Genomic DNA, 18,075 nt, shown 5'->3' with positions numbered 1-18,075 from the left:
AATATTTTTCTGCTGTTTTTCATTTATGGCTTCGGGGGCTGGTGCATGGAGGTCATTCTGAAATACAGGCAGTATCACCGGTTTATCAACCGCGGCTTTCTGACAGGCCCTTTATTGCCTATTTATGGAGGCGGAGCAGTGCTGATCACTGCGATCATCGGGAAGCTCACCAGCATCGAGTCCGGCTTTGTCATGACCTTTGCCCTGTCCTTTGTGATCTGCGGCGCTGTGGAGTATTTAACCAGTCTGATCCTGGAAAAGATCTTCCATGCCCGCTGGTGGGACTATAGCCAGAAACCAATGAACCTCCATGGAAGGGTTTGGATCGGAAATCTGATCCTTTTCGGCCTTGCAGGTGTGGTGATCATACATCTGATCAATCCGGCTCTGTTATATCCCTTCCTCGGCAGCTTTTCGCTGAGAGTCAGGGAAGCGGTCCTGTCCTTCCTTCTGCTGGTTTTTGCTGCGGACTGTGTGATCTCCTTCTTTGTCCTGAAGCTGGTCAAGGTTGGTATCGACAGCAGTGAAGCGGACAACACAGAAGAGATCAGCAAGGAAGTCCGTCATATTCTGACGAGCAAGTCTTATTTCTACTCCCGTTTTGCGGATGCCTATCCCGATGTTGTCTATAAGACCGAGCGCGTACAGGCCCGTCTCGCTGCTGTGAAGGAAGAAGCGGAACGTCTGCATAAGGAAGCGGAGAAACACCTGGAGGCGCAGGCAGAGAAAGTCGCTGCCAGCCTTGAGCCTGTACACCTGATCCGCGCGGATCTGATCGGAGCACAGGAAGACCTGATCGCCCTGCTTTATGATGAACAGACGGCCAGTGATGAGATGAAGGGACTGAAAGCGGAGATCGACAGACTTAAAGGACGTCTGGAAGCCCATGCTTTTGTAAAATATCCCACTGGAAGGCATAAAGGGACGGAATGATCCGGGGTTATATTTCTCTGATTTACTGTTCACAGCATTTGTATTTGCAAAATATTTTTAAAAAGGAGGATAATTATATGCTTTTTGAGGCTCTTGACAGACTGAAACAGCATACGATCATAACTTCGATCGTAATGATGGTTCTCGGGCTTTTTATGCTGGTCATCCCGCCGGAGTATGACGCGTCGCTCGTGAACATTCTGGGCTATGTGATCGTGGTACTCGGGACAGTGATGGTATGGGATTTTATCGCAGGAGATAAACACCTGTCCAGCTGTATCATGTTTACCGTTGCCCTGCTCCTGATCCTTCTGGGCGTTTTTATCCTGGTTTCAGGTGACAATATCCTGAGGGTCTTAAGTGTCCTGTTCGGGATCCTTCTGATGGTTGACGGTGTACACAGCCTTGTATATGCCTGGGTATATGCCCGCCGTGCAGGAAGGAAATGGTGGGGGCTCCTGGTCATATTGAGTATCCTGCTGTTTTTATCGGGAGTCATTATTTTTAACAATCCCTGGTGGCCCAGGGCACATTCCTTCGTCAAGGTGATTGGAGGGGTCATTCTGTTTTCGTCAGCCACAGGAATTGTACGACTGATCCTGGTGTGGCCGCTTCATAAAGACAAATAAGAAAGGAGGATGTGAAATGAGTAACAGGAAGAAAAAGAACCATGATCCGGGACAGAATGCTATACCGGTACAGAATGAAAATCCGACAGAAAATCCTGTGGAGACTCAGGATGTCAATCCTTCAGAAGAGCCCGTGGAGACTGAGGCTGCCAATCCTGCAGAGGAGTCTGCCGAGATTCAGGACGAAGGCCTTACAGAAGAGCCCGTGGAGACCGAGGCTGCCAATCCTGCAGAGGAACCCGCGGAGACTGTTCCTGCAGAGACCTCATCCGTCGATCCTTCTGCCGATGACACAGGGGACAGAAAAAAAGACTGGATGGAGGAGTTGAAAGAAGAACTGCAGTCCATCAATGAGACGATCAAAAGGGGAGCCAGGATAGAAGCTGAGGAAGAAGAAGAGAATCAGAGTCCGGAACCGCCCGCCCGCAGCAAGGACGATATGCAGAGGGAACTGGAGGAAATGAAGGCGGGATTCGAGCATACGCCTCTGGAGATGACTCCTGAGCTGGAAAAGCTCCTCCATCAGGATATCAAGGAAAAGGGCAAGAAGGAAAAAAAGCGCGCCGCGGAGATGCTCTCTGTGCTGGCCAAGCATAATTTCTACGCGAACGGCATCACACCGGTAGAGCTCCGGACAACACTGGAGGACCTGGGTCCTACTTACGTCAAGATCGGCCAGATCATGTCCAGCCGTGTGGATATATTCCCGGAGAGTTTTTGCCAGGAACTCGAGAAGCTCAGACAGAATGTGAAGGAACTGGATCCGGCTGTTGCCCGCGCTGTGATCGAGGTGGAGACAGGTAAGAAGATCGAAGAGATCTTTTCCGAATTCCAGGATGAACCCATCGGATCCGCCTCTATCGGACAGGTGCACTACGGCGTGCTTCTTGACGGCACGAAGGTGGTCACCAAGGTACAGCGTCCGCTGATCGCGGAGATGATGCAGAGAGACTTTGACCTTTTAAAGAAACTGGCGCCCATGGTGGGCGGCGTGGCTTCTTCCGAGGACGGCGAGGACGCCATGGACCTGGTGACGATCGTCAATGAATTCGAGAAGGTCACAAAGGAAGAACTGGATTTCAGGATCGAAGCTGCCAACACCAAATTCTTTAAAGATGTTATTCTTGCGGGCGGACAGGTCACTTGCCCTTCAGTCATCGACGAGCTGACGACGGAGCGCATTTTCACTATGACCTATGTGGACGGCTGTTCCATCGCCAAAAAGGATAAGCTCATCGAGCAGGGGATTGATCCTGTGCAGGCCGGCCGGGACATTCTGGAGAGCTATCTGCACCAGGTGTTTGACGTGGGTATTTTCCATGCGGATCCCCACCAGGGCAATATTATGGCCAGTAACGGCAAAGTCGAATGGATCGACTTTGGCATGATCGGCCAGATCACCGAGGCTGATATGAACGCCCTCCAGGATCTGGTTATAGGCCTGCTGACCGGCGATGTGGAAGGAATGACCAACGGGGTTCTGGCCATCGGAACCAGCTCCGCCCACACAGACAGGACCAAACTCAGAGAGGATCTGGAATACCTGAGCAATAAGTACATGAATGTCACCAGCCTGAACGAGATCGACTTTTCGGCGGTTCTTGGCGAAGTGTGCGACCTTGCGGACAAACACCACATCGTGATGCCGGGCCGGTATACGATGCTGGTACGTTCTTTCCTGACCATAGAAGGCGTTATGGAGCAGCTCTGCCCGGAACTGAACCTGTTTGAGCTGATCTCCGACAAGCTGATGGACCGCGTAAAGAAATCCTTCAGCCTGGAAAAGGAGATCATGAACCTGGGCAAGGGCGTCCTGGATACCGGAAGGAAGGTTTCCAAGATCCCTGAGGTAATCTCCGACGCCCTGACCGATATCATTAAGGGCAGACTGAAGATCAATCTGGAGCTGACCGGCTATGAAGACCTGCTCGCGGACCTCAACGAGAAGATCAATGATCTGATCCTGGTCATCGTGGGCTGCGTCCTGTTTTCCGGCGGGTGCAGGCTGTGCCAGACAGAGATCAAACCGGTGACACCCAACGGAATGCCCCTGATCGCTGTGATCATCCTGATCCTGGGTATATCCCTGATCCTCTTCGCGATCAAGCGAATATTCCACAAGAAGAAGTGACGCCGCACGCATGTTCTGGGTCATGAAGATTCAAGCCCCTGCCGTGACATCTAAAGAGCTGGTATTCCCTGAACCCCTGGTTCAGGGAATACCAGCTTTCCCGTTTCACCTGGCGTGAGCCGGAGGGCTGCGTGTACTTTATCCCAGTATATGGGAGCCTGACGATATTGTGATTACTGTATCCAACGCCGCGCAGACTTTATCACAGTATATGGGGGCCTGACTGAGAACTTCGGACAAGAGGGCTGAAATGCTTAAAATGTCGGCAGATGTATCTCCCGACGGCTCTGGTATCTAATGATCCCTGATATTGAACAGTTCCTGTGCGGCACAGCTTTCGAAGAGGTATCTGGCGGAAAACAGTACATATCCGTCAGCGTCCCTGCTCTCAAACTCGGCGATCTGTTCAGCCAGGTTTGTGCTCTTCATCTTCCATCCGGGATCGCCGGCAGCCCGTCCTTCCTCAGTCTTATACAGGGCCAGCCCCACGTAGAAATCAGCCTTGTTTTTTCTTTTTTCAAGGAAGAGATTCAGGCGGTCCGTGTACATTGTCGTGTCACCATCCTCTCCATACTGGTTGGACCAGTAGATCTGAGGGACGATGTAGTCGATGTACCCTTCCTCTGAGAGCCAGGTATCGATATCCGCGCCGTCGTTCATATCGTTATCATAATTTCCGCCGGGGCTGATTCCGAAGGTCCTGCCGGCTTCATGGACGACCCGGCAGAGTTCCTTTACCATTTTGTTGACATTTTCCCTCTTTTCGGCGGGCGTCACGACAGCGTATTTCCCGGTCTCCGGCACAGCTGCTTCTGAATCTGTGATGACATAAATGTCAGAGGGTTGTCCAAGCCGGATATATCCAACTTCGGCATTATAAAAATAATCATCTAAATGGATGCCGTCCACTTTTTCTCCATTGCTCTCATAAGCCAGCAGTTCCTTCACTGCAGTGAGCACTCTCTCTGTGCTTGCATCATCTCCGGGATCCAGGTAATAATCCGTAGAGATACGGTAGGGGTTCAGCCAGGCATGGACCGCAATACCGTACCTGTGCGCCTCCTCTAAAAATACTCCGAAGGGATCAAATTTATCATAAGCCACCGCAGCCGGTAAGGTTTCATCCCCTCCCACATATTTGGAGGCATGGAAGGACCCGCTCCGCCAGAAGGCATCGTCAGAAGCCCTGGCATGTAAGAACACAGTATTGATTCCGAAGGTCTGCGCTTCCGTCAGAAACCTGTCCGCATTAGATCGATAGGCCGCCTCATCGACAGACAGAGACAGCCCCAGCGCAGGATAATCTTCAAAGCAAAGCCATATGCCCCTCATCTGATGAGCCGTGGCATTGTGAGGGGTGATGGCTGATCCGTCTGCCTGATCAACACTTGAATCGGTCTCTGCATCGATCCTGGAGCTGCCCGCCGCATAAGCATCCGTCTGACCGGAAAAAATAATCATCAGCCCGAAAAAAACACAAAGCGCCGTCATCATGATCAACAGAAATGCCGGCGTCTTTTTAAATGAAATACCTGAAAGCATTTTGCTCCTTTCCGGAACCCTGTCCACGTCTGCTTTGGCAGGAGAGTTCATCGATACAATCCTCCGTATCGACCGAGCCGCGCCCCACACCTTGCCGTCGGCAATACAGCCGGAGAAGGGAGGCCTGATCGGCTGATCAGCCTGCTTGTCACATTACCCTGATTAAGATCATATAGCATAGGGTCCCTGCGACAATTGATAAATACATATTCCTGCGCACGGTCTGGAGGATCACGACCAGCACACAGGCAATAAGCTCCGGAATACCATAGGGAGCCTGCCCGAAAGACGTATTCCGGAGGCAGTAGATCACCAGCACCGTCATGATGGCGGGAGGGAGAGCTCTTCCCAGATACTGTACCGTCTTTGGCAGCGGCCTGCTGCCAAAGAGAAGAAAGGGAAACGCGCGCAGAGCCCACGTGACAAGGGCAATGACACCTATGACGGCTATCGGATAGATTGCATCATTCATTTTTTATGCCCTCCCTTGTTTTCGGTGTGCTGACCTTTTCTTCCTGTGTATCTTCTTTTTCTTCCTGTGTGCCTTCCTTTTCTTCTATGGGTTTACGGAGCAGGATCAGTGCCGCAAGACAGGTGACCAGGGTCGGGATCAGGAAATATTCACTGCCAAGCAGGAGATAGAAACCCAGAGCACAGACAGCTGCAGTTAAAAAAGGAAGCCTGGAACGATGTTCCCGCCACTGGTTGACAACGACGACCAGAAAGAAGGCGGTGGCTGAGAAATCTATTCCGCGCATATCGAATTGTAAAAACTGTCCCGCACATGCACCTATAAAGCAGCCGAACACCCAGTAGAGGTGATCGAGCATAGCGATCAGAAAGGCAGCCTTGTCCTCGTCCAGTCCTTCCTCGTACTGCACAGAACACAGCACGGAATAGGTTTCATCGGTTAAAGCCATGATCATATAGGGACAGCGCCATCCCATCCTCCGGAATTTTTCTATAAACCCGATGCCATAGAAAATATGGCGGGCATTGATGAAAAAAGCCATCAGGGCCAGCGAGATCAGAGACGCACCGGACGTCATCATGGGAACCATGACAAGCTGCATGGATCCGGCAAAAATGAAGAGAGCCGAGGCAGTGGAGAGCAGCACACCGTACCCCGCATCGCTCATAAGAATGCCGAAGGCTATTCCAATAAAAAGATAAGTGAAGAAGATCGCAAACGTATTCCTCACTGCAAATCGTAATTCTTTCATGACCTCACCGCAAATCGTAATTCTCCCGTTTCGAAAAGCATTCTGGTGATGATTCTGACACGGGCGTTCAACAAAAAGTATTGTACCATAAACTCTTGTAGCTGCCGTGTAAAACAGTTATATTTGATTATATATTTACGGTTTAAAGCACAGATTCCAAAGAAGAGATTCCAAATAACAGATTCCAAAAGGGAGGATCAGGTATGGATATCAAAAATATAGAGAGCCTCGACCCTGGATCATTGACATCCGAAGAGGCAAGGGAACTGGGACTCAATGTCATCTTCCTGGAAGAAGACGGAACCTATGACTGGATCTACTGTCTGAAAATGCTGCAAAACCTTTCTATGTTCAAATTTGTATTGAAGGTTATAGCAATTACATACGCGATAATTATCCTTAGCCTGCTCTTTCTGACAAGAGACTCCGGTAATACTCTCTGGGCGCTTGGTATATTGGGGCTTGTTTTTCTTGCTGTGATATTGATCGTTCTGTTTTCCTTCTGGCTTGTGGATAAGCTTTTTAAAGGAAGCTATATGCTCATCTATGAAATGAATAATGAGGGGATCGCATTTTCTCAGACTACTGATCAGGCTCAGATCACACGTGCGATCGCAGCTACGTCGGCTGCGGCAAGTGCCGCGGGAGGCAATGTCGGAGGAGTGATTGCGGGAACCGGCCTGTCGATGAGACCGAATTCCTACCGCGCAGATTTTTCAAAAGTAAGATCAGTCAAGGGAAAAAGAAGCGAGAACCTGATCTGGGTAAATACTTTCCTGCAGTATCTGATGATTTACGTTCCGGATGATGCGTATGACTTTGTCTGGACCTACATCACCGGGCGATGCGTGAATGCCAGAATCTCTTCGAAGTAACGGGCAGTGGACCAGAGAACGGTTTCGTCAGTTCATAGTGGACCAGAAAACGGGTCCTCAGTCCAATTAATATCCTGAAAAAGACACAATGGACCAGGGAACAGCCCCCCTGGTCCGACTTTACAGATATTCGAACACACTGAGTCACACGGAGGTATCAAAACATGTGGAAATGCCCGAAATGCGGACGTTCCTTTAAAAAAGAGAACCAGAGCCATTACTGCGGGAAAGCACCGGAAACGGTAGATGAATATATCCTTGCTCAGGACGAAGGCATCCGGGATCAGCTGCTTAGTATCCGGTCAGTACTTAAAAGTGAACTGCCGGATGCGACAGAGAAGATCTCATGGTCGATGCCGACCTACTGGAAGGGGCACAATATCATTCATTTTGCCGCAGCGAAAAAACACATTGGCCTCTATCCCGGTCCTGAGGCTGTAGAACACTTTGCGGAAAAGCTTGATCAGGCAGGCTGTCCATACAGCAAAGGGGCGATCCGAATACCCTGCTCAGTAGAGCTTCCATTGAGCCTGATCGCGGAGATAGCCGCCTGGTGCCGGGATACGGGAAACCACCCCTAAATGAGCGGGTACTCAATCTACAGAATCACAGTCATATCAGGAGGCCTGCAATAACATGAACCAGGTAAAAATGAAGACACTGTCGCTTGTCTGCCCCTCCTGCGGAGGGAATATGGAACTGTCGGCGGACGGGAAGAAGGCCGCATGCCCCTACTGCGGGCATGAAATGCTCATTGAAAAGGATGAGAGCGCGAAGAGGTTATATGAGCGGCGTATAGCGAAGGCCCGCGCCGAGGAGGAAATCAGGGACCTGCAGCGAAACAGACAGCGCAAGCGCCGTCTCAGGGGCTGGTTTATCGCTTTTTGCGTAATCGCAGGAATATGCCTGATCTATGCACTCATTCCCGGCTCTCCGATGCACGAGCTCGCCTTTCCCCGCACAACCGATCCTTTCACTGCTGTGAGCCTTAAGTTTTCCGGTATGTCCGGCGAGGGCAGGGCAGAACTGCAGATTTCCGACCGCACTGCCGCGGAGTATGCCGATCAATCCCGGTTTGAGGTCATACCGGAGACCGGTCTGTACAACGGCGACACGGTCACGGTGAAGGCAAAAGCCCCTGCAGGCTGGCGCTTTGAACCTGCCGAAAAACAGTTTAAAGTAGAGGGGCTCACGGAATGGGTGACAGGAACTGATCAGCTGGAAGGGGACAATCTCGCTGCTATCCACGCCAACACCGAACGCCTCATCCGGGAAGACTGGGACGATATTGTTTCCTCATCGCTTGCCCGGGATCTGACTTATACCCCTTACCGGATGTACCTGTTCATTTCGGACGAAGAAACCTCCTATGAGCACAATGTACTCTACGACACTTACGAAGTAAACGTCACGCGAAAAGACGGAACGGTCTTCACCGGTTACGAAGCCTGCCGCTATACCGACTTAAAGATCCCGGCAGACGGGGTGCTGACGGCTGGCTATGGAAGCCTTCAGGGCTTTAACTTTGGATATACACAGGGGTTTTCTTATGCCCAGTCCTTTTCCGGCTGGACCGATGCCGCCGAAATGGAGGCAAACCTTCGCCACGTAAGGGACGGGTACCACCTGGCGGACTGACATTTTGACAGCCGATAACATGCGCAGAAAAAAAGACAAAGAAAAACAGACAAAGAAATACAGACAAAGAAATACAGGCGGAAAAACAGAAAAACCGATGCAGAAACAGCAGACAAATATCTGATAAAGAAATCTCTGACTGAAGCAAGTCACAGGACTGCTTAAAACCAATGAAACGAAGGAGCGGACTATGAGGAAGCTGAAAAAAGCTCTTACAATTGCGGTATTGCTGCTTTTGATGACAGCCCTGGCCGGCTGTGCAAAGACGGGAAGCGGGATACATGATCTCCATGGAAGTATCATCGGAAATGAGTACTATATCGACACGTTTGACAATACCGGGATCCGTACCATGAGAACCCATGGAAAAAGGATCGACATTGATAACAACATTGTCGAGGAAAAGACCTATGCCTCCAATACGGATGAATGGTATTCGACCAAGACCTTAAGCTCTGTGATCACGATCACGATTGACGGCAGGCAGCTGATCTCCTGCGGCGATACCTGTGTTTTCTACGATACGCGGCTCACTCCGGACCATGAATTTTACCTGGACAAAATAGAAAGTACATCCTCCGGGATCATGGATTCGACCCTGATCAGCGGAAAGATAAACAGTATCAAAAATAAATTCGGTAAACCGATGGTAGTAGTCATCAAATCGCAGATGGGAGCCCCGATCTATGCATTTTCAGGAAAAAAAGTATATTGGGAGATCGAGGAGGACCTGCCGAGATTTACAAAATTGATGATTGATGGAAAGGCACTTTATATCCACAGGGCAAACTTCCAGATCATCGATAAATCGCTGCTGGATTAGGGCAGAAAACAGATTACTCCTGAAGGCAGTTCGAAAAGTGAAGGTAACATGATCCGGCCGGACTACTGATCCGGCCGGATCATAAAGGACAGGAGCATAGAAAAATTCCAGGGAGCGCAGCTCCCTTTTTTTTATTGGCCTTATTGTATTGGCCTTTTTTATTGTCCTGCTGACAGTTCCGACAAAGGCCTGGATTCAAGCTCTTTCAGCTTTACACTTCTGTTGAATTTTTCCTCATATTCTTCCTGAGTGACATTCTGCCAGGACCCATTGTAGCCGGAGATAAACCAGGGCTGGTCCTCATTCTTACTGCGGTCGATCACGAATGTATCAAAACCATTTGAGAAACCTTTCGCCTTACTATTTGTTATAGTGTAATCCTCATCCTGAACGGACCAGTATTCTTCATCATTTACGCCTTTATACACATTGATCAAATAGAGCTCTCCGGCATAATACCAGTTCTCATTCCAACCGCTAAGGGAATGGAAGGGCTTGTGATCGTCGATTGTATAAATATCGTAAGCTGCCAGTTTCCGGTCCTCGCCGCGGATCTCACCGATCAGGAGCTCCTCCACGCCTTCACCCGTGAGGTCAGTATATGCGTAGTAAATATGGTCAAGAGCAGCTTCGCCATAGATTTTTCCGATCAGCTCGTAGGCCGGGCTCATTTCTTCTTCTTCAAGCCGGGCGGCATTCCATCTCTCAGTGACTGCCGTCACATACTTTTTCAACACATCCTGATAGAGGTCTTCCCCCTTCATTCCCGCACCCGCGGAATAGGAACCACCGTCCGCACTGGCTATGGAATCCATGACCTGCTGAGCTTTCTCCTGAAGCCTGGAATAGGACTCCGGCTTGCCGCCATTCACAGGTGTGTACCGCACATCTGTGGGCCGGCTGAGTGTCATATCATAGACAGCTCCGTCTCCGGACGTCAGCTCACCATACTTTTTCAATGAAGGATTTCTGGTGTATTCCATGGGGGTCTTTTCTGCAGAAATCTCAAATACCTGCCCGCCGGCTTTCTCCTCACGGGACTTCTTGTCACAGATCACGATCTTATTTTCTTCAATAATACCTTCGTACAGCCCCTCGACATCCTCCGGCATGGTCACTGAAAAAAGACCATTTGATAAAACCCTGTCTGTTGACACGGTCTCGGCGCTTTCCTCAGACCCGGTTTCCCGCTGCGTATTTCCCTCTGCGGATACATCCTGTGCCATCACCGGACTCTGTATCCTGAAAAGAGTACACAGCATGGCAATACAGCAGATACAAACGGCCACCCTCTTTTTCATCGTCTGCCTCCTTATAGAAGAATAAAAATAGAAGAATAAAAATAGAAGAATAAAAACTAACACTTGTAAGCCTTCAGATCCCGCCCGCCCGGGGAGATGCAGGAACTCTTTTTGATTAATGTAATTTTACTATTCTTTGTATAAAAAGTCGAATATTATCCCGTGGAGGTTACACCTGAAAAAATCAAGATTTCAGCCTGCCTGAACGATCAATTATCTTTAAAAAATGGCGTGACCAGGATGGTCCTGAATGCGTCCGAAAGCAAGGGAAACCACTGCGCTCATTACTTTCGGGCAATGGGCTTTTTTCAATATAAGTTTTAACAAATCCTTCAATAAAGCCTCAATAAAGTTCAATAAATAAGCTACATTTAATCGTAGAGCATTTGGCAAATAAGTGATATACTTTACTGGTTAAAAGTGTTTATTGTTGCACTTGCTCAGCAAAAAATAGTTTTTTAGAAGGAGTTAAAAGTATGACAGTCTCTTATAGTGGCTTATGGAAAATGTTACAAGAGAACGGATTACGGAAACAGAACCTGGTCGATGACGTCGGCCTTAGCCCGGTTACTGTATCGAAGATGGGAAAAGGCAGGATGGTTAATGATAAAATCATTGACCGGATCTGTGAGTATCTGAAATGTCAGCCGAGAGATATTATTGAGATTGAGTAGGCTCACAGCTGGAAAGCAGCTGTTTTCAGACAAGGAAAAAACCTGTATTCCCTGGAGCAGTACAAAATGAATATGCAGATCTTCAGCACAAAGAAAACCGTGGATACCCGCAAGGCAGAGAGGTATTTCAGGGAAAGAAGGATTAAGCTTCAGTCTGTTGCCCTCAAATAAAAAGGCTTGAGATACCATGAGAGAAGATGAATTGATCAGGGAAGTGGATCGCAGACATGTGATCCAATTGTTTGACTTGTTTGCGGATTCACCATACAATGCCCTCGATTTAATTGAGGCCTACAGCAGAACCGATAGCCGCATTCGAGCAGATGCAGGCTCTGAATACCATGTCCTGAAACAGCCGATCAATGTGTACAATGATATTCTCCGGGAAAATAATCTGGAAATCACACAGAAAGAGGCGGATCAGATTATCCTGCACTGGCTGGCAGAGTTGTATGTGTATACCCACTATGAAAAAGGGCTTTCCTTCAGGAAAATGATGAAAATGGTCTCCCCTGAATGGCTATATACTCATTTTTCGCCCCTGCATGAGACTTCTCTGAAAAATGCATGGGAAAAGGCTGTTTATATTTGTGGAAAATAGTTTGCAGACGAGGATCTGAAGATGATTGTTTATGATGGTATAAAAAGTGATTTTATCTATAGCGTAGAAAATGACACGATTGCGGACGAAATCCGGGACAACATTCTGCGGAAAATGGGAAGGCATACACCGGAGAATGAATTCAAGTCATGGGTCAATTCCATGGAATATATGTACAAGGCTATGAATGACCCGGAGATTCCTTTTGATGCAGGAATAGCTATCGAATTCAATATTCCTCAGACTGCAAAGAGAGTGGACTTTATGATTTCGGGATATGATGAAAACGGAAATCCCGGAATGGTGATTATAGAACTGAAGCAGTGGAGTAAGCTTGAAAAGGTCGACAAAAGTGATTCACTTGTGGAAACGTACACAGGTAATGCACTAAGAAAGGTAGTACACCCATCTTATCAGGCCTGGTCCTATGCTCAGCTGATTTCTGATTATAATACCGCTGTCCAGGATGACAATGTCAGGCTTGAACCCTGTGCATATCTTCATAATTATTATCGGAAGGACAATGACCCTCTTGATGATAGCCAATATGATGCCTATACGAGTCAGGCACCGGCTTTTACAAATGGACAGATTCCTGGACTGAGGGCTTTTATAAAGAGATGTGTGAGAAAAGGCGATAATAAAGAAGTGCTGTATCGCATTGATCATGGAAAAATCCGCCCTTCTAAAAGTCTGCAGAACGCGGTTGCTTCAATGATAAAAGGCAATAAAGAATTCATCATGATTGATGAACAGCGTGTGGTCTATGAAGAAATCATTAAGCTTTCTGAAAAGTGCTGGAAAGACCATAAAAAGAGAACTGTCATCTGTACAGGAGGTCCCGGAACAGGAAAGAGTGTTATTGCTGTTCAACTATTAGCGGAACTCACACAACGCGGTCAGTTTGTACAATATGTTTCGAAAAACAGCGCCCCCAGAGATGTTTATAAGGTAAAGCTGAAAGGAAAAGTAAAAAAGAGCAGTGTTGATAATATGTTTAAAGGCTCCGGTACATATACGGAAGCCGGTAAAAACATGGTCCACACTCTGCTGGTTGATGAAGCGCATCGGTTGAATGAAAAATCCGGTATGTTTCATAACATGGGAGAGAACCAGATTAAAGAGGTGATCCACGCGGCGGGCTGTTCTGTATTTTTTATCGATGAGAGTCAACGTGTCACCATGGACGATATCGGATCTGTAGAGGAAATCAAAAAATGGGCAGACGAAGAGGGCTCGGAGATCTATGAAATGGAACTGGTTTCCCAGTTCCGCTGTAATGGCTCAAATGGATATCTTGCATGGGTGGATGATGTTCTTGAAATACGAAATACAGCCAATTATACATTGGAAGGCCTGGATTTTGATTTTCAGATCTTTGACTCACCGGAGGAAGTACGCACGAGAATAATCGAGAAAAACAGATTAGCAAACCGGGCCAGAATCCTGGCAGGGTATTGCTGGAACTGGCCGAAAGAGCATCGAAAAGATACTGGATTTCATGATATTACGATTGGTGATTTTGGAATCAGCTGGAATCTGGATTCCGGTGAGGCATTTGCTATTGGAAAAAACTCAGTCAACGAGGCGGGTTGCATCCATACCACACAAGGACTTGAATTTGACTATGTTGGAGTGATCATAGGGGACGATCTGCGTTTTGAAAATGGTCATATAGTTACAGACTTTACTAAACGTGCCAAAACTGACCAGTCTTTGAAAGGTATCAAAAAGCTTTATAAACAGAACTCTGAAGAGGCAGAGAGAAGAGCTGACGAGATTATAAAAAACACATATAGAACCCTGATGACCCGCGGAATGAAAGGCTGTTATGTCTATTGTACAGACCCGGGAATGAAGGAATATATGAAACAAAGACTGAGGGCATACAATCCCGGAATACAATAAAAAGCCTGACAAAAGAGCATACTGTAAAAGATTGTAACATCCTATGTTATTGGAGGGATAAGGCACTATAGCCATGCACAAAATAGCCATAATCTCAGATACCCACAACCTTCTCCGCCCGGAGGTTCTCTCTATTCTTGAGGGGTGTGAAGTCATTCTGCACGCCGGTGACATTTCCACACCGGAGATTTATGACCGTCTGCAGAATATTAGGACAATTTATGCTGTACGTGGAAATAACGACCGGAACTGGGCGCGGGAAATCCCTCTTGTCCGGCAGTTTGAACTGTATGGTCTCCAGATCTGCATGACGCACATTAAAAGAAATATCCCGAAGGAGCACAACGCCGATCTCGTCATTTATGGGCACAGCCACCGCTACTCCTGCTCCAGGGAAAGGGATACTGTGTATCTTAATCCAGGGAGCTGCGGTCCCCGCAGATTCAATCAGGAGATCACGATGGCAGTATTGAAGCTGTTTGAACCGGATGAACCGGGCGGATCTGATGATTTCTACATAACCGGATCCGGGAGAAAAATGGTTGTCGAGCGCATCGATATTCCTCACGAAACTCCTGCCGGAAATACTTCTGAACAGCGAAAGAGAAAAACAAACAGTACCCAGAAACAGAATCACCTGACCCACCCCTTTACCATCACCTGAAACTGTCAGGTATGCCGGGTAACCCTACTGTGCATCCAGGAAGAAATTGTTGTCGATGAGGCTGATGGCGCCCGGGATCGTGGATTTCCCCACGGTGAGGACCAGGTCGGCCTCTTCCTGCGTCTGTACCGGGACAGCGCCCTGGGCTTTGAACAGGATGTCGAGATACTCCTGCACGTAGAAGCTGGCGTCGTGGTCCCTGTCCAGATGGGAAGCGAAGTCCCTGGTAAAGGGCTTTCCCACGAAACGGACATAGCGGTTCAGGACGTCGATATAGCCGTAGTTCAAAAACCGGGTATCCTGCATGAGGTCGTGGGTGAAAAAGCAGTTCGCAGGGTCATAGAGCCGGACGTTCTCTTTGTACTTTTTGACAGCCATGAGGCCGACAAAGCATTCGTCGATGTCGCGGAATCCATTATGTCCGTCGAACAGGTCCACATTCAGGGTGACATAGCGCAGGTTTTGACTGAGGTCGATATCGATGTACTCCGCGGCGTCGCTGTGGGTGATGTCGCCGGAATGGCAGACTCCTCTCTCGCGGAAGCCGGCGTTCCAGCCCACGTGGAACCAGGAAAGCAGATTCGGTTTTCCCACGGGGTAATCCGCTGCGCTGGCGTGCAGGTCAATATCCACACGGCTTTCGTCATTCCAGTAGACAAAAAACCGTACTCGCCTTGCTTTTTCAGGGATCCGCCAGGCGAAACCGCTGCGGACGTATGTGCCGTCCTGCGATTTGTCCGTGGTCTGCATCAGGGAATGGGCGAGGTCGAAGGGACCGGGATCCAGCCACACCTTCCTGCCTTTAAGCGGCGTCGTGACGGTCTCCAGGTGTGCCTGGAGGACCCGTTCGAGGATCCGTTTCCTCGCGGGAATGGAGTGCAGGGCGCGGACGCGCCTTTCAAACCGGGCGGCGGCCTTTACCTTCTCGGCGACTTCTTCCTCCTCAATGGCTATAAGGGCGGAGGGTGCCGAAGCCCGGAGAAGAGCGTACTTTTCCTCGATCCGTGCCAGCCTTTCCCTGTGGGCAGCCTCCAGTTCCTCCATCTTTCGGGCACTGGCTTCGCTCAGGGCGAGGGTCTCAGCACCTGCCCTCTCCCGGAGCAGATCATATTTTTTTATGATATCCGCTTTAATCTCCTCTACGTTGTTTTCGGAGAGTGCCATTTGCATGTGTCCGTCGATTTCAGCCTGGACAGCAGACAGTTTTTCCTCCATCCGCCTCTTGTCCGATTCCAGAGAGGAAATCAGGCGCTGCGCGTTTTCCGCGCACCTGCCGGTTCCCTCTCTGCCGTCCTTATTGGAGCGGACGGTGCCTTCCAGAAACAGGATTCGCTGCTGTATTTTCCGGATGCTCTTTTCGAGCGCCAGCGCCCTGTTTTTCTGACCCTGCAAAAGAATGCCGGCCTGCTGCTCCAGTTTCTCCATGATTTTTGAGATTTCCTTCCGGCACTTCAGCGAGAGCACGGGTTCGGACCACGCGTGGAGGTTCGCAGACAGTTGGTTCCTGCACCTACTCATGGCAGATTGATGGCGCCATCTCTCCCATCTGACTTCGTTTTCGAGCTTGCTATGTAAGTTGATGTACGGCCTTTTTTTCTGGAGGAAGCGAACTTCAATCTCGCGGAAGGCTTTTTCCTCTTCCTTACGGATTCCTTCTTCCGTTTCGACACGGACAGTATGCAGGAGCTTTACCAGCATCTGGGTGCTGAGTTTTTCCGCCTGCGCGCAGAGAAGGCCGGCGATTTCCTCCTCGTCGTAGCCGAGGGAGAGGATCCACTGCAGCATACGGAGCACGACTCCGGGACGCTTTGCGGTAAAGGCCAGCGCGCCTTCCTCATGCCCTGTGAGCATCCGCTTTGCCGTTCCCTCCCAGGAGTGTAGAGATCCCGCCCGCAGGTCGGCAACCGCCTTTTTATGGGCAGCGCTCCGGGAATAGATGTTGTAGTCGAGGTGCCGGAGGATCAGCAGATTCCGTTCCCTCTTTGTATTGGACAGGATCAGGTTCCCCCGAAGATCCGATGCGGGATAGCTCTCAAGGAGGTGTACCAGCATGCGCTTCTGGGCGGTGCGCAGATGGTACCTGTTCTTTTTGAGCAGGATGGCGGCGTTGTTGAGCACGTCACCCGTGTGCTGGCAGAGGTGGCCGAGGATCCGGACCGCCTCTTTCCCGGGCGTTTTCGCGACAATATCAGGAAATAAAAGCTCCAGATTCTCCTTGAAAAGGATCTTCATACCGTCGAAGGTCTCCTCCGAAACGTGCGGAAGGGACATCAGTACAAGTTCCTTCTCCGGGATCGTCAGTCGTTCGCGCCTTCCGAGGATGCGTCTGAGGCACAGCCCACGGCTGTCCTCCTCCCATACAAGTTCCAGGACCGTGTCCTCCAGGAGCCGGTCGTCTCTTTCCGTTTTGGGAGTGGAAGTCACATTAGGGAGCCAGCCTTTGCTGACTTTCTGTCCGGTCAGCCATTCCAGCCCGTAGGTGGAAAAATAGTGCATCATCTGGTGGAGTCTGAACTGCGCCTCATCAATTTCCATCACCTGGATGGGAAAATCCGGGTACATGGGCTCCGCCTTCACTTCGGGGACGAGCTCCTTAACCTGCTGGTAAAACCCTTCCATGGAGCTGCTCGCGGCGAGCATCCCGATATCCTGCGGACGCAGGGTGAAGCCCAGCGCGTGCAGGTTTTCATTCACAGTCAGAGCCTGCAGAAGAGTCTCATCAGTGATCCTGTCCGGATCCCCTTTTGCGCAGGTGACCATATGCATTGTGCTTAAAAGAAGCTTATGATAAGAAAGCTCCATTTTTTCTATATTAGATCTGTTCTGTTAAAAATCTCCGTTTTGTTCTAAAAAATAATCAGACAGAAAACCAATGGGCAGACTATCCGATGACAAACATCCGCGTGGCTTTTGCGTCCCATTCTCAGGGATGCATTAAGAATCACAATAGACCATAGAAGTACGTCATCTGGGAAAACCACGCAGAACCGTCTGCCCATTGGTTTTCTGTCTGATTACTTGTTCTCAGGAATTGTAGTAATTACATTGCACAAATTGCAGTTCGTTTCGTCGCCGGGTCCCGGCCGTGTAAGGGGCGGGACTCCGTGTCGGGTTAGACGCAGAGCGTCAGGCC

General features: G+C 49.3%; 15 protein-coding genes and 1 pseudogene. 11 read left to right on the top strand and 5 right to left on the bottom strand.

The window, feature by feature from the left end:
• The first annotated feature begins 3 nt into the window (after positions 1–3).
• The 3 genes from BLT02_RS12990 (at position 4) to BLT02_RS12980 (ending at position 3,693) form a co-directional block, all read left to right on the top strand.
• The gene (locus BLT02_RS12990) at positions 4–933 is read left to right on the top strand and encodes a putative ABC transporter permease (RefSeq protein WP_278277412.1); all 930 of its coding nucleotides are present in this window, start codon (positions 4–6) and stop codon (positions 931–933) included.
• A 77-nt stretch (positions 934–1,010) separates the two neighbouring features.
• Complete coding sequence (locus BLT02_RS12985; RefSeq protein WP_175453834.1) at positions 1,011–1,562, top strand: DUF308 domain-containing protein; 552 nt, start codon at positions 1,011–1,013, stop codon at positions 1,560–1,562.
• Positions 1,563–1,578: 16 nt separating this feature from the next.
• Positions 1,579–3,693, top strand: a complete 2,115-nt coding sequence (locus BLT02_RS12980) for an ABC1 kinase family protein (RefSeq protein ID WP_092996316.1) — start codon at positions 1,579–1,581, stop codon at positions 3,691–3,693.
• 294 nt (positions 3,694–3,987) lie between these two features.
• Here the strand turns inward: BLT02_RS12980 and BLT02_RS12975 are convergent, their stop codons facing one another.
• From BLT02_RS12975 to BLT02_RS12965, 3 genes are all read right to left on the bottom strand, one after another.
• Positions 3,988–5,286 carry a glycoside hydrolase family 10-like protein gene (locus tag BLT02_RS12975; protein ID WP_092996313.1) on the bottom strand — a complete coding sequence of 433 codons (1,299 nt, stop codon included), beginning with the start codon at positions 5,284–5,286 and terminating at the stop codon, positions 3,988–3,990.
• A 97-nt stretch (positions 5,287–5,383) separates the two neighbouring features.
• On the bottom strand, positions 5,384–5,707 hold the full coding sequence (locus tag BLT02_RS12970; RefSeq protein ID WP_092996310.1) for a branched-chain amino acid transporter permease: 324 nt from the start codon (positions 5,705–5,707) through the stop codon (positions 5,384–5,386).
• Positions 5,700–6,458 (bottom strand): AzlC family ABC transporter permease, encoded by a 759-nt coding sequence (locus tag BLT02_RS12965; RefSeq protein ID WP_092996307.1) that lies wholly within the window; start codon positions 6,456–6,458, stop codon positions 5,700–5,702. Before BLT02_RS12965 ends, BLT02_RS12970 begins: the two co-directional genes overlap by 8 nt.
• Before the next feature lie 203 nt (positions 6,459–6,661).
• Between BLT02_RS12965 and BLT02_RS12960 the strand changes: the two genes are divergently transcribed.
• From BLT02_RS12960 to BLT02_RS12945, 4 genes are all read left to right on the top strand, one after another.
• Positions 6,662–7,333, top strand: a complete 672-nt coding sequence (locus tag BLT02_RS12960) for a hypothetical protein (protein WP_092996304.1) — start codon at positions 6,662–6,664, stop codon at positions 7,331–7,333.
• Between the two features lie 164 nt (positions 7,334–7,497).
• Positions 7,498–7,914 (top strand): iron chaperone, encoded by a 417-nt coding sequence (locus tag BLT02_RS12955; RefSeq protein WP_092996300.1) that lies wholly within the window; start codon positions 7,498–7,500, stop codon positions 7,912–7,914.
• 55 nt (positions 7,915–7,969) lie between these two features.
• Positions 7,970–8,971, top strand: coding sequence for a TFIIB-type zinc ribbon-containing protein (locus BLT02_RS12950; RefSeq protein ID WP_092996297.1), 1,002 nt, complete (start codon positions 7,970–7,972; stop codon positions 8,969–8,971).
• Between the two features lie 190 nt (positions 8,972–9,161).
• A complete protein-coding gene (locus BLT02_RS12945; RefSeq protein ID WP_092996294.1) occupies positions 9,162–9,794 on the top strand; it encodes a DUF5052 family protein in 633 nt (210 codons plus the stop codon).
• 158 nt (positions 9,795–9,952) lie between these two features.
• Here the strand turns inward: BLT02_RS12945 and BLT02_RS12940 are convergent, their stop codons facing one another.
• Complete coding sequence (locus tag BLT02_RS12940) at positions 9,953–11,095, bottom strand: hypothetical protein (protein WP_092996291.1); 1,143 nt, start codon at positions 11,093–11,095, stop codon at positions 9,953–9,955.
• Between the two features lie 740 nt (positions 11,096–11,835).
• On the opposite strand from BLT02_RS12940, the pseudogene BLT02_RS17935 reads away from it, so the two are divergent.
• The 4 genes and pseudogenes from BLT02_RS17935 to BLT02_RS12915 form a co-directional block, all read left to right on the top strand.
• Positions 11,836–11,937, top strand: a pseudogene (locus BLT02_RS17935) (ArsC family transcriptional regulator); the annotation flags it as partial.
• Between the two features lie 19 nt (positions 11,938–11,956).
• Positions 11,957–12,370 (top strand): hypothetical protein, encoded by a 414-nt coding sequence (locus BLT02_RS12925; protein WP_092996285.1) that lies wholly within the window; start codon positions 11,957–11,959, stop codon positions 12,368–12,370.
• A gap of 162 nt (positions 12,371–12,532) precedes the next feature.
• Positions 12,533–14,278, top strand: coding sequence for a DUF2075 domain-containing protein (locus BLT02_RS12920; RefSeq protein WP_242869811.1), 1,746 nt, complete (start codon positions 12,533–12,535; stop codon positions 14,276–14,278).
• A 73-nt stretch (positions 14,279–14,351) separates the two neighbouring features.
• A complete protein-coding gene (locus tag BLT02_RS12915; protein ID WP_092996279.1) occupies positions 14,352–14,942 on the top strand; it encodes a metallophosphoesterase family protein in 591 nt (196 codons plus the stop codon).
• A 24-nt stretch (positions 14,943–14,966) separates the two neighbouring features.
• On the opposite strand, the gene BLT02_RS12910 is transcribed toward BLT02_RS12915, so the two are convergent.
• Positions 14,967–17,744, bottom strand: coding sequence for a coiled-coil domain-containing protein (locus BLT02_RS12910; RefSeq protein ID WP_092996276.1), 2,778 nt, complete (start codon positions 17,742–17,744; stop codon positions 14,967–14,969).
• Positions 17,745–18,075: the final 331 nt, after the last annotated feature.

Origin of the sequence: Sarcina sp. DSM 11001 (assembly GCF_900101015.1) — a bacterium.
In the GTDB taxonomy this organism is placed as follows: Bacteria; Bacillota; Clostridia; order Lachnospirales; family Lachnospiraceae; genus CAG-791.
Note: the sequence above shows the minus strand (reverse complement) of the source record. Positions and strands in the feature narration are given on the sequence as shown.

Excerpts from the sequence above, each read along its gene's own strand:
- BLT02_RS12950 (WP_092996297.1), top strand. The coding sequence starts at position 7,970 with ATGAACCAGGTAAAAATGAAGACACTGTCGCTTGTCTGCCCCTCCTGC.
- BLT02_RS12980 (WP_092996316.1), top strand. The coding sequence starts at position 1,579 with ATGAGTAACAGGAAGAAAAAGAACCATGATCCGGGACAGAATGCTATA.
- BLT02_RS12940 (WP_092996291.1), bottom strand. The coding sequence starts at position 11,095 with ATGAAAAAGAGGGTGGCCGTTTGTATCTGCTGTATTGCCATGCTGTGT.
- BLT02_RS12925 (WP_092996285.1), top strand. The coding sequence starts at position 11,957 with ATGAGAGAAGATGAATTGATCAGGGAAGTGGATCGCAGACATGTGATC.
- BLT02_RS12955 (WP_092996300.1), top strand. The coding sequence starts at position 7,498 with ATGTGGAAATGCCCGAAATGCGGACGTTCCTTTAAAAAAGAGAACCAG.
- BLT02_RS12945 (WP_092996294.1), top strand. The coding sequence starts at position 9,162 with ATGAGGAAGCTGAAAAAAGCTCTTACAATTGCGGTATTGCTGCTTTTG.
- BLT02_RS12975 (WP_092996313.1), bottom strand. The coding sequence starts at position 5,286 with ATGAACTCTCCTGCCAAAGCAGACGTGGACAGGGTTCCGGAAAGGAGC.
- BLT02_RS12910 (WP_092996276.1), bottom strand. The coding sequence starts at position 17,744 with ATGGAGCTTTCTTATCATAAGCTTCTTTTAAGCACAATGCATATGGTC.
- BLT02_RS12985 (WP_175453834.1), top strand. The coding sequence starts at position 1,011 with ATGCTTTTTGAGGCTCTTGACAGACTGAAACAGCATACGATCATAACT.
- BLT02_RS12965 (WP_092996307.1), bottom strand. The coding sequence starts at position 6,458 with ATGAAAGAATTACGATTTGCAGTGAGGAATACGTTTGCGATCTTCTTC.
- BLT02_RS12970 (WP_092996310.1), bottom strand. The coding sequence starts at position 5,707 with ATGAATGATGCAATCTATCCGATAGCCGTCATAGGTGTCATTGCCCTT.
- BLT02_RS12915 (WP_092996279.1), top strand. The coding sequence starts at position 14,352 with ATGCACAAAATAGCCATAATCTCAGATACCCACAACCTTCTCCGCCCG.
- BLT02_RS12960 (WP_092996304.1), top strand. The coding sequence starts at position 6,662 with ATGGATATCAAAAATATAGAGAGCCTCGACCCTGGATCATTGACATCC.
- BLT02_RS12920 (WP_242869811.1), top strand. The coding sequence starts at position 12,533 with ATGGAATATATGTACAAGGCTATGAATGACCCGGAGATTCCTTTTGAT.